Source organism: Rivularia sp. PCC 7116, assembly GCF_000316665.1.
Taxonomy (GTDB): Bacteria; Cyanobacteriota; Cyanobacteriia; order Cyanobacteriales; family Nostocaceae; genus Rivularia.
Map to the genome: position 1 here is coordinate 4,712,158 of NC_019678.1, position 12,255 is coordinate 4,724,412.

The following is a 12,255-nucleotide window of genomic DNA, read 5'->3' on the forward strand; positions in this document are numbered from 1 at the left end:
ACAAATCAATTATTTTGTTTTAGCCAACATCATATTTGACTGATTGACGTTGAATTTATAGCCAATACCAAAATCGATGGGTTTTATATCTTGCTTGCTTGCATAAACTCTTCTCAAATCTGACTGATAGCGATTGCTAAATAAACCAATGGGACGAGTATAATTACCGTAGAATTCCAAATCCCATTTAGTTTGATCGAAGGATTTCAAAGGCATTCCAGAATCATCCTGCAATACATGGCTGCTAGCAGTCAATATAGTATCTCTAATACCGGAAAAACTACCGTTGTACATCAAGTAAGAAGCAGCTTTTAAATAAGTTACGGGATTATCAAGTTGACTAACAAACTGTGTCAATTCTGGGTGTTTGCTTAAACCAGAGTTTGATAAATCTGTAGAGAAATAATACAAAGTACGGGGTTCTGATTCTCCTTGGGGAACAAAAGCAATTTTGACTCCAGGTACCATTCCTTTTTCAAATTGCTTGATTTTAGAATTTTTATCCAAGCCAATATATTGTAGATCGAGGATACGATTATTAGTCCGTGCCATAAACACGTACAAAATCGGTAATACTCCTTGTTTTCGCAAATCAACTTTCATATCGTTAGTACGAAAGAAGCTAAATTGCAGAATTTCTGATAAAGAACTTCTGGCTTTACTTAATGCGGCATTACTTTCGCTAGCAGAAAGTTTAGCAAAATCTGGAACTTTTCCAACTGGTTCTAAACCAATTAATATCAATTCTTTAGCTTTAGGAAATAAAGAGAAAGAATAGAGAAAATCTGGGCCACTGAAGGGATAGAAAATGGTTGGTGATTTGGCATTAATTTCCTGTAACTCTTTATCTCTCCATTTTCTTACTTTTGCTAATTGTCTATTTTCTAATTGAGACCAAGCATTTTTATAGTAATTTTGATGAGAATTCCAACCTCTTACTTGCTGTACTTTCGCAAAAGGACTTTGACTGCCAACTTCCATCCCCGCAAGCAATTTTGCTGTATCCGTCAATTTGACAGATTTTGCTTTATCAAATTTAGCTAAAGGGTCTACAGGTTTAGCTGGTTCAGATTTTTTAATAGCGTTACTTGTGATTGAATTAGCATTAATATTTTCGTTGGAATTACAACCTTGTAGTAATAGTAATGCAGCAATACCAGTACTTAAAAAAGCGGAAACTAATTTATTTTTTTTCATGATTTTAGGGAAAATGTGTCAAAGTGATTTATTTACCAGTACGATTACTATCAAAACCTACTGTCTGAATAATTATTTTTCATTAAATTGGGTTTGATTGTTGTCGCTTTGATATGCAGATACATACTTCGCTTCTTCCTTAACCGAAGACCAGCCCATTTTGTTTTTTGATGCAATAAAATAGACAATTAAACCAATTAATAACGTTGCCATTCCCGTTAAAGATTCTTTCGGTTTATCAATTAAAATAAACACCAACATCCAGGCACTAATTCCTAGGAAAATAAGCGGTGTTATCGGATAACCCCAAGTCTGATAAGGTCGAGATGCTTCGGGATATCGAAATCGGTAAACAAAAACCCCTAAAACTGTAATAAATGAAGATAAAGTTAGGGTAAATCCGAGATAAGTAATAACTGCTTGAAAACTAGATGTGAGTATCAAAACAGTAACTATAAATAGCTGTAGTAAAATTGCCAAATATGGAATTCCACTAGAATTTTTCCTAGCAAGTAGTTTAAATAAAGGAATATCTTCACCAATTGCTTGAGTAACTCTGGGACCAGCTAAAACCATTGAGCTAATAGAACTTACTAATCCTAATGAGATAAGAATGCCCATGATTCTAGCCCCAACAACACCAAAAATTTGATTGGCGGCTATATATCCAATTTCTAGTTCTCCTACCAATTTATTAATTGGTGTTGTATATAAAAAGATAAAGTTTAATAGTAGATATAAACCCATTACAATCAAAGTTCCGAATATTAAAGAACGAGGCAGATTTTTTTCTGGCTCTTCTACCTCACTAGCTAAATAAACGGCTGCATTCCATCCTGAATAAGAGTAAGTTACATAAACTAACGAAATTGCAAAAGGAGAACTAAAAACTAAATTTACATCTCCCATTGAGGGTAAAAAACCTAATTGTTGAGGTTCAGCTAAACTCAAACCGCAGACAATCAAAATTACAATTAATAGAACTTTCAAAATCGTAAATATCTGTTGAAAGTAACTACCAAATGTTTTACTTTTACTATGAATCAAAGAAACGCCGATAACTACAGCTAAACCAATAACTGTTGAAGAAAATACCGGAAACACACCTTTGAAATATGCTCCTAAAGCCATTGCTGCTGCTGCGATTGGTGCAGCAAAACCTACTGTCACCGATACCCATCCAGATAAAAAACCTACTACTGGATGATATATACGAGATAAATAATAATATTCGCCACCCGAATGAGGCATCGCTGCACCTAATTCGCCATAGCTTAAAGCACCGCATAAAGCGAAAACTCCACCCACTAGCCATAAAAACAATAGGGTGAAACCAGATTTTATATCCACCACTTGAAAGCCTAAGCTAGTGAATACACCTGTACCTATCATATTGGCTACCACAATACAGGTTGCAGTAAACAAGCCGATCGTTTTTGATTGAAGTTGCTGATTGGAAGACATTATTTTTTTTCAGCAATATTACTGATTTAACTGTGCTGTAAACAACTCAAGTTCTAGCTTAATAAATGATTAGATAGCATCCTAGGAAATGCCGAATTTTCTCTAAAATTCTATAAAGTTGATTTATATTTTTAAATAAATTTCTGTTTGCCTAAAAGTTAATACGTACTCTTATAGTAAGAATAAACACATTTATAATATATTCTAGAGTCTAAGAGTTTGATACAAAGCCAATATACTTAGCAAATTATAGTTACTTAAAATACTCAGCAATAACCGCTATTTTGTTAAATCAGCCTCATGATTATTTTAATTACGCAATTTTTATTGATATGTTTCTAGTTCTTTTGAACTACATTAGATTAACAAAAGTCAATTGAGCTAAAAAGCTTGTTTGTATTTCTTCCTTGCGATACAAGAACGACTACCTAGAAAATTTCTCCCCTTCTCATTCATTTAGTAATCTTCTACTGGCATAGAAGTAATTGCTTTTATTATTTTTTTTCAGAAACTTTTTTACTTGCTGACACTGATGCAATTTAATACGTCACGCCTGTTAACTTTTTCAAAAAAATGGGAATAATATCAGCATAGTCATGTAGGAATTAAAACTTACTATTAAATGCACAATTTTATGAAAATTATCTAGAAAACAGTTTTTAATGAATGAATTTAGAGCTAATTCTTTCTTCTGCAATACTTTTATCGTAAAACTTTTAAAAGAGGTAAAGTAGCTGGTCGCTAACCAAATATAAGTATATTTACGCTTTTTTAAGAGCTATTGAATTAATGTGTTTTTTCACATTGAGCTATCAAAGAAATTAGCAAAGGACTTCATTCTAATTGCGATCATGTATTTTAAGACCTGTAATAGGGCGTTTAATACTTGTATTGCGAATTTTATTTTTACTGTTTACTTGTCTACGTATCTTTCTCAATGACGTTTTATTTGATGAAAGATTAAACTGTGGATAATGCTCTTTCTAAATAAAGCAAGAATGTTAAAATCTTTTTTCTTTATTAATTAAAGACGAAAGAAACAGGGGTGTTATGCAAAAATGCATATCTTTATTTATTTGTATTAAGTCGATTTTTGCTTAAAGCAGGATTGACTTAAGCCTATCAGCAGATTTATCGCTTAAGCGAATCAAATAATAAAACAAATCTTATATCAAAAGGCAGCTATGTCAGTCTACCAACGTAGTCGCAATGAAACCACCGATTTAATTATTGGTGAAAACACTCAGGGGAAGCACGACTTTATTCAAGATTCTACTCGTTTAGACGCTTTGGGTCAGCAACAGGAAGGAACTATATCGACTTTCCTTGCTCCTTTGACTCAAGATACTTTTAAACAAGTAGTTAAAGATGTAGAGCATAAATTGCAGATTGTTAATCAAACCTTGTCCATGTTGGACTCGAAAGGATTTGAAGCAATTTTGCAAGAAATGCTACAGTCTATCACTCTAAAAACTGGTGAGTTATTAGGTGCTGATAGAACAACTATATTTCTTTTAGATGAAGAAAAACAAGAACTATATACCATTGTTGCAGAAGGTGAAGGAAAGCGTTCTTTAGAAATTCGCATACCGGCAAATAAAGGTATTGCTGGCGAAGTTGCCACTGATAAAAAAGTAGTAAATATTCCCTACGATTTCTATAACGATAATCGTTCTTCTTTTGCCCGAGAGCATGAAAAAAGAACTGACTATCGTACCTATACCATGCTGGCTTTACCTTTACTTAACGAACAAGGTAAATTAGTTGCCGTAGTACAACTTTTAAATAAACTAAAACCAGATAGTAGCAGTGAAATCCCTTTAAGCGAACGTATCGATGTTGACGGTTTTACTGATGCTGACGAGCAATTATTTCAAGAATTTGCACCTTCTATCAGACTAATTTTAGAATCATCGCATTCTTTTTACATTGCAACTCAAAAACAAAGAGCTGCTGAAGCGTTGATGAAAGCAATTAAGTCACTTTCGCAAAGTGGTCTTGATTTAGAAGAGACACTGAAGCGGGTGATGGATGAAGCTAAGCAACTAATGAATGCAGATCGTTCTACTTTATGGCTAATAGACCGCGATAGCCAAGAATTATGGACGAAAATTACTCTTGACGATGGTTCGACTAGAGAGTTACGAGTACCGATGGGTAAAGGTTTTGTTGGTCAAGTTGCATCTACTGGCAAAATACTCAATATTGCCTTTGATTTGTATGATAATCCCGACTCTGACACAGCTAAACAAATAGATCGGCAAACAGCTTACCGTACCTGTAGTTTGCTTTGTATGCCGGTATTTAATAGCGACAAAGAATTAATCGGCGTAACTCAACTAGTAAATAAGAAAAGTAAAAAGCAATCTGCTCCCTATAACCCCGAAGATTGGCCAAAAGCTCCTGAATGCTTCCAAGCAAGTTTCGATAGAAATGACGAAGAGTTTATGGAAGCTTTTAATATACAAGCAGGCGTAGCGCTACAAAACGCTCAATTATTCGCCACTATCAAGCAACAAGAACAAATGCAGCGCGATATTCTTCGCAGCCTTTCCAATGGTGTAATTTCTACTGATAGCAAAGGTAATATCCTTGCCGCAAATGAAAGCGCCTTGCGTTTGTTGGGATTAGAAGAACAAGAACGATTAGAAGGGAAATTAATTAACGACATTATTAATATTAAAGAAAACGACTTTGATAAATGGTGCCAAGATGCTTTAAATGCCGACGATAAATTACGCGAACAATATTATCCGGATCGCACTCTTATCAGCCATGAATCTTTAGAAAACAGCATTAATTTATCGATAAACACTATTGCAGACGCAAGCGACAACTCACAAGTTAGAGGTGCGCTGGTTGTCATGGACGATATCAGCGACGAAAAGCGGCTCAAGAGTACAATGTACCGCTATATGACTCAAGAACTCGCTGAAGAATTACTTAAATTAGACGATGCAAAACTAGGCGGTGATAGAAAAGAAGTTTCGATTCTATTTTCCGATATTCGCGGCTACACCACTCTTACTGAAAACCTGGAAGCTGAAGAAGTCGTAGGTATGCTCAATGAATACTTCGAGTCAATGGTGGAAGCAGTTTTTAAACATAAAGGCACCCTAGATAAATACATCGGCGATGCCATCATGGCTGTATACGGTTCCCCGTTACCTTTACAAAACCATGCTTGGATGGCAGTACAAACTTCCTTAGAAATGCGTCGGCGTTTAGAAGATTTTAATACTCGTCGTCATGCAGATAATAAACCACAAATCAAAATTGGTATAGGTATTAACTCAGACGTTGTAATCAGTGGAAACATTGGTTCTAGCAAACGTATGGAATTTACCGCAATCGGCGATGGTGTCAACCTTGGCTCTCGTTTGGAAAGCGTCAGCAAACAGTACGGCTGCGACATTATTATCAGTGATAATACTTATGAGCCTTGCAAACATTTAGTATGGGCAAGGGAATTAGACTACATTAGGGTAAAAGGTCGTAACGAACCAGTATCAATATACGAATTAATTGGTTTGCGTAATGATAATGTTTGTGGCGACAAACTAACGGCAATTGAACATTATCATAAAGGACGCGAATACTACATTAATCGTCAATTTACCTCAGCGAAACAGCAATTCGCTAAAGTCTTGGAAATTCAGGAAAATGACAAAGCCGCCATATCTCATCTCAAGCGCTGCCACTATTGGCTAGATAATCCTCCATCCGAAGCTGACTGGGACGATGGAGTTTGGACATTTAAGGAAAAATAGAGGTTAGTTGTTAGTTGCCCTACTTGATAATGGTGGGGCTTTATTATTTTAAATACTTCTGCCCCCTTAGAAGATTACCTATTTTTATGAGAGGGGGAAGAGAGGGCAAAGCAAAGGAAAAAGTAATTAATATACTCAAATAATTTATAGTAACTTTTATTACAATTCTACAGAAAAAGAATTTAGAAGCATTAAGGGCACCCAGATTGTGTGATAATAACCAAGCCTTTAGCTTTCCCTTAAGGAAACATTATTACCGTGCAGTCAACCGATAACATGAATGAACTGGTTGAAGCCTTACAACAGCCAGCAGATTTAACCTTCGAGCTACCCGATCCCGAAGATGAAGCAATTCCTGAAACAGAGTTTCTCCAGCAGTTAGATGTAGCTTGGCAGGTATGCGACAAATTTGATTTACAAACCGATATCTGGCGAGGAAGAATTTTACGGGTAGTTCGCGATCGCGAAAAAAAAGGAGGAGATGGACGCGGTACTGGCTTTCTAAAATGGCTCAAGGAACGAGAAATTAGTAAGAGTAATGCTTATGCTTTGATTGAGTTAGCAAACAGCGCCGATACTCTCTTAGAAGAAGGCAAGCTAGAGCCAAGTTCGATTAATAACTTTAGTAAACGGGCATTTGTAGAAACTGCTAAAGCTTCACCAGAAGTACAGGTGATGGTAAGTGAAGCTGCCCAAAATGGCGATCGCATCACTAGAAGAGAAGTCAAGCAGCTTTCTGAAGAATGGACGGCAATGTCCTCAGATTTATTACCACAACCGGTGAAGCAGAAGGTAGCAGATAACACTCTTCCTCCTCGTTATCTAGCACCACTGGTAAAAGAAATGGAAAAATTACCAGAACCTCATCAAGTAGTAATTCAAGATGAAATCACCGCCAACCCGGATGTCGAAACTCTTAAAAATGCGACTTCCGAAGCGCGTTACCTCGCAAAATATCTGAAAGCAGCCGTGCAGGTGCAAGCTCTTGCCAATGAAGAAGTCGATATTGAAACAGCTTTAGAAGAAGCCCAAAGAGTAGGATGCATGAATATCGCCGCCGATTTAGTTAACCAAGCATCTGCGATTGAGCAAACCATAGCCAAACTATACATGACTTGGAAACGTATCGCTAACTTGTCAGATAGACTTTACGTAGATACAGGTGCTTCCACGCCACATTTAAGATCGCTCCTTGATTGTTTAGAACCTCTGGGTGGAGAAATAATGGAATTACAAATTAGCGGCACCACCGAACGCACAGTCCGCTTACAAATTAACGAGGAGTAATAGTTAATAAGTAATCAGAATAAGTGTTTATTTCATATGTAGTTAAAGTGTTTAATTTTTGTACTTTTACTTATTACTCTGCCTTTTTAAGCGCTTTCACTACGTTAATTTTGGCACTGCTTAAATTTGTTTATATGTTGAGTTGCGTTAATTCTGGATTAAAAGCAGGCGCACAAATCAAAACATTACTAAATATAGTCTGAATTCAATAGTATGAATTCACATCTTGCATCAGTGAGTCTATTCCCGGTTTCTTGTTGGTTAAGAAACGAAATAACAATACTTTCACGAAGAGAAGCCGGGTTTATTTGAACTTCTTGAAAATGGTGCAAGATATTAGATGAATGAACTTTATTATTCTACAGAAATTGACGGTTCAAAACAAAAAATCACTATTCCCCATTTGTTATTGACTGCTTAAAGTTCGCTATCAACTATAAATATTGCTCCCCGCATTTGTAAATCAAGCTTAACAGACCTAGAAATACCTTTATTGTACCCAAATAAAGCATTCTCTACGTTTGCACCATTAAGGTCAGTATGGCTTAAATTAGCACCGACCAAATAAGCATTACTTAAGTTAGCTGTGGTTAGAAATGCATTACTAAAATTCGTATAGCTGAAATTAGAATTAACCAAATTAGCGTACCGTAGATCGGCACCAGATAAATTGACACAACTTAGATTTGCATTACTTACATCAGCGCCGCGTAAATCAGCAGTTTTCATTACAGCATCACGCAAATCAGCACCACACAACTCAGCTTCACTCAAACTTGAAATACTTAAATTAGCATCTCGTAAATCAGCACCTACTAGTTGAACTCCGTCAAGCAAGGCTTGACTCAAATTAGTACCATTTAGTTTGGCTCCTGCCAGATAAGCATATTGCAAATGAACTCGACTTAAGTCAGCACCAATAAGGTTAGCGCGAGTTAAATTTACACCAATTAATCTGCTACCAGGAAAATCTCTCTCCCCTGCCGCATAACGCTGAAGTAGTTCGCTTGAACTTGATGCCATCAATACAGCGGGTAGGTTTTTCTCATCCACTTTGTTCATTATGAAATAGATGCTTGAATTTACTTTAAAGCTTAATCTAAAACCCTTTACCTGCAACTCATTATTGATGACACTTTATCTTATTGCCTAAAAATCATTACCTTGAGATGCAATTGTCCTTACACCGGGTTATTACGGATGTATGACAGTTAATGTAGTGGCATAGCTTTAGAGGAGACGAGGGAGACGAGAGAAGGGGAAGAGGGGGAAAAGGGGGAAGAATTAATTATTTTTAACTCCTCACTCTCACCAATTACCAATTACCAATTACCAATTACCAATTACCAATGCCCAATTCCCAATACTTAATTCTTAATACCCGTCGTTGCGATACCGCGAATAAACTGCCGTTGACCGATAAGGAATAGTAACATTACGGGTACGGTGGCTATTGTGACTGCTGCCATTAGTAAAGGCCAATTATTAGTGAATTGTTCTTGAAATTCAGCTAAAGCTAGCTGTACCGTTCTTAATTCCGGGCGGGTTGTAAATACTAAGGGTTTAAATAAATCGTTCCATTCGCCAATAAAGGTAAATAAAAATAATGTTACTAATGCAGGACGGGCAAGAGGCAACATTACTTGCCATAATATTTGCAGCCTCGAAGCTCCATCTATAGCTGCTGCTTCTTCCAACTCTATAGGAATACTTTTGAAATACTGCCTTAATAAGAAAATACCGAAACCGTTGGCAGCAGTGGGTAAAATCAGCGCCCAATAGGTATTTATCAAGTGTCCCCACTTTAGAACTAAAAACACTGGAATTACCAGCAACTGAAAAGGTATTACTAACGTCGCTAAAACTATTAGCAGTAATAACTCGCGTCCTCTAAACTTTAATCTTGCTAATGCATAACCTGCCAATGCCGAAGTTATAATTTGAAAAGAAGTTACTGTTAGTGCTACTAAGGTAGAGTTAGCAAACGCTAGTAAAAATTTACCTCGCCCCCATGCATCGCGGTAATTAGATAAAGACCAGCCATTTTGCGGTAACACGCTTTGAGTTGTTTGTCCCTGGGAGAATGATGTTAGGAAAACCACAAGCAGCGGCAATAGGATAATAGCCGCCAATAGTATTAGCACTCCTAGGGTAAGAAGGTTACTGTCCTTTTTCGTTCGGCTTGGTTTGAACATAAATAAAGCTTTATCCAAGCATTAGTTTTTCTGTTACTAGAGCAATCGCCCCCAGCAACAGCTAATCTATAACATAGTGGCTTGTTAAGTAAAATTAAACCACGTAAATTCTGTTGATGATGAAGGATGACCAATGAAGTACAAAACTTAAAGTAGCCGATACCAGCAATTGAGAGGAAAGTAATTTATACCTTGGAATTCAGACCAGCAATAGGTTTGGTCGCTGTGGTAGATATTACATTCTTCTAAATTCATCGATACAGTTCAACTTCATTTGTGTTTCATCACAACGAATGCATTACATACTTTCATATCTGGAGGGAATCCAAGATGCAGGAGCTTATATCCCCATCTGAACTTGATTATCGCAGCGAAACATATAAAAGTGCTTTCAGCCGCATTAATGCAATTGTGGTTGAAGGAGAGCAAGAAGCATACGAAAATTATTTATCACTGGGGCAATTGCTACCAGATAAGAAAGATGATTTAGTTCGTCTCTCTAAAATGGAGATGCGCCACAAGAAAGGTTTTCAAGCTTGTGCTAAAAATCTTGAGGTAACGGCGGATATGGAATTTGCTAAGGAGTTTTTTGCTCAACTGCATCAAAACTTCCAAGAAGCTGCCGCAGAAGGTAAAGTCGTTACCTGCTTATTAATTCAATCTTTGATTATCGAATGTTTTGCGATCGCTGCTTATCACATTTTTATTCCAGTAGCAGATGATTTTTCTCGCAAAATTACAGAAGGTGTTGTTAAAGACGAATATACTCACCTCAACTTTGGAGAAGTTTGGCTAAAAGAGCATTTTGAAGAATCTAAAGCCGAATTAGAAGAAGCAAACGCTCAAAACCTTCCTATCGTTTGGAAGATGCTCAATGAAGTAGAAACAGACGCTGAAGTAATGGCAATGCCTAAAGATGCTTTAGTAGAAGACTTTATGATTCAATACGGAGAAGCTTTAAGTAATATTGGCTTTACGACTCGCGATATCATGCGTCTTTCTGCATACGGTCTTAGAGCTGCTTAAATTTTAGTAGCTTTCAAAGCCAAATGGCTAATTCGATCAATTAGCTATTGGAATGCTCCTCGTACCGTTTGCGGTTTTTCAGAGGAGCAGTTCTCGTGGTGTCTATTTATATTCCACGCCTTCAATCCTTTAACACAGCATAAGCCGAAATTAATAGTTCATGTTTGGTCTAATCGGACATCTTACAAGTTTAGAACACGCTCAAAGAGTAGCTTTGGAATTAGGTTACCCAGAATATGCCGACCAAGGCTTAGATTTCTGGTGTAGTGCCCCGCCTCAAATAGTCGATAATATTACGGTGACAAGTGTAACCGGACAAAAAATCGAGGGGCGGTATGTCGAATCTTGCTTTTTACCAGAAATGCTGGCAAACCGCCGCATGAAAGCTGCTACTCGTAAAATCCTGAATGCGATGGCTCATGCTCAAAAGAATGGTATAAATATTACAGCTTTAGGCGGTTTTTCCTCGATTATCTTTGAGAATTTTAAGTTAGAGCAATTCCCTCAAATCCGCAACATAAAATTGGAGTTTGAACGGTTTACTACGGGAAATACTCATACTGCTTACATTATTTGTCGGCAAGTAGAGCAAGCCTCAAAGAAACTTGGCATAGAACTCGATAAAGCAACAGTTGCGGTATGTGGTGCTACAGGAGATATTGGTAGCGCCGTTTGTCGTTGGTTGGATGCAAAAACAAATGTCAAGGATTTACTATTAATTGCGCGTAATGCCGAGCGCCTTTCATCCTTGCAATCTGACCTAGGGCGTGGAAAAATAATGGGTTTAGAGGAAGCGTTACCTCTAGCAGATATTATTGTTTGGGTTGCCAGTATGCCCAAAGGTATGGAGATTGACTCGACGGTGTTGAAGAAACCTTGCTTGCTAATTGATGGTGGCTATCCTAAAAATTTAGGAACTAAAGTTCAGCATCCCGAGATACACGTACTCAACGGCGGCATTGTAGAACATTCTCTTGATATTGATTGGAAAATCATGAACATTGTCAATATGGATGTTCCAGCACGTCAACTCTTTGCTTGTTTTGCCGAATCAATGCTGCTTGAATTTGAAAAGTTATATACTAACTTTTCTTGGGGACGCAATCAGATTACCGTAGAGAAAATGGAGCAAATTGGTAAAGTTTCCGTTAAACACGGATTTCGCCCGCTGCTGGTGTGACAGTTAACAGTTAACAAAGGGGCTTAACAGAAAATAATCCTTAATCAAGGCAAGCGGGATTATTACTCGCTCAACAAAACAAAGGATATTTTTGCTAGTGGAGTTCTCTAGCAGTTAACAGTTAACGGTTAGTAGT

General features: G+C 37.0%; 8 protein-coding genes. 4 read left to right on the top strand and 4 right to left on the bottom strand.

The features are described from left to right. Window positions 1-9: 9 nt before the first annotated feature. Window positions 10-1,197: a hypothetical protein gene (locus tag RIV7116_RS18305; RefSeq protein WP_015119793.1), complete on the bottom strand. Its 1,188-nt coding sequence runs from the start codon at window positions 1,195-1,197 to the stop codon at window positions 10-12. 72 nt (window positions 1,198-1,269) lie between these two features. Continuing rightward, the gene (locus RIV7116_RS18310) at window positions 1,270-2,661 is read right to left on the bottom strand and encodes an APC family permease (RefSeq protein ID WP_015119794.1); all 1,392 of its coding nucleotides are present in this window, start codon (window positions 2,659-2,661) and stop codon (window positions 1,270-1,272) included. A gap of 1,184 nt (window positions 2,662-3,845) precedes the next feature. On the opposite strand from RIV7116_RS18310, the gene RIV7116_RS18315 reads away from it, so the two are divergent. Both RIV7116_RS18315 and RIV7116_RS18320 read left to right on the top strand, forming a co-directional pair. Then, on the top strand, window positions 3,846-6,431 hold the full coding sequence (locus RIV7116_RS18315; protein ID WP_015119795.1) for a GAF domain-containing protein: 2,586 nt from the start codon (window positions 3,846-3,848) through the stop codon (window positions 6,429-6,431). 258 nt (window positions 6,432-6,689) lie between these two features. Then, on the top strand, window positions 6,690-7,718 hold the full coding sequence (locus RIV7116_RS18320; RefSeq protein WP_015119796.1) for a hypothetical protein: 1,029 nt from the start codon (window positions 6,690-6,692) through the stop codon (window positions 7,716-7,718). Window positions 7,719-8,135: 417 nt separating this feature from the next. On the opposite strand, the gene RIV7116_RS18325 is transcribed toward RIV7116_RS18320, so the two are convergent. Both RIV7116_RS18325 and RIV7116_RS18330 read right to left on the bottom strand, forming a co-directional pair. Then, on the bottom strand, window positions 8,136-8,780 hold the full coding sequence (locus RIV7116_RS18325) for a pentapeptide repeat-containing protein (RefSeq protein ID WP_015119797.1): 645 nt from the start codon (window positions 8,778-8,780) through the stop codon (window positions 8,136-8,138). Window positions 8,781-9,085: 305 nt separating this feature from the next. After that, window positions 9,086-9,913, bottom strand: coding sequence for a carbohydrate ABC transporter permease (locus tag RIV7116_RS18330; RefSeq protein ID WP_015119798.1), 828 nt, complete (start codon window positions 9,911-9,913; stop codon window positions 9,086-9,088). Window positions 9,914-10,243: 330 nt separating this feature from the next. Between RIV7116_RS18330 and RIV7116_RS18335 the strand changes: the two genes are divergently transcribed. Then, a complete protein-coding gene (locus RIV7116_RS18335; RefSeq protein WP_015119799.1) occupies window positions 10,244-10,939 on the top strand; it encodes an aldehyde oxygenase (deformylating) in 696 nt (231 codons plus the stop codon). Window positions 10,940-11,099: 160 nt separating this feature from the next. Then, the gene (locus RIV7116_RS18340; RefSeq protein ID WP_015119800.1) at window positions 11,100-12,119 is read left to right on the top strand and encodes a long-chain acyl-[acyl-carrier-protein] reductase; all 1,020 of its coding nucleotides are present in this window, start codon (window positions 11,100-11,102) and stop codon (window positions 12,117-12,119) included. Window positions 12,120-12,255 lie beyond the last annotated feature (136 nt).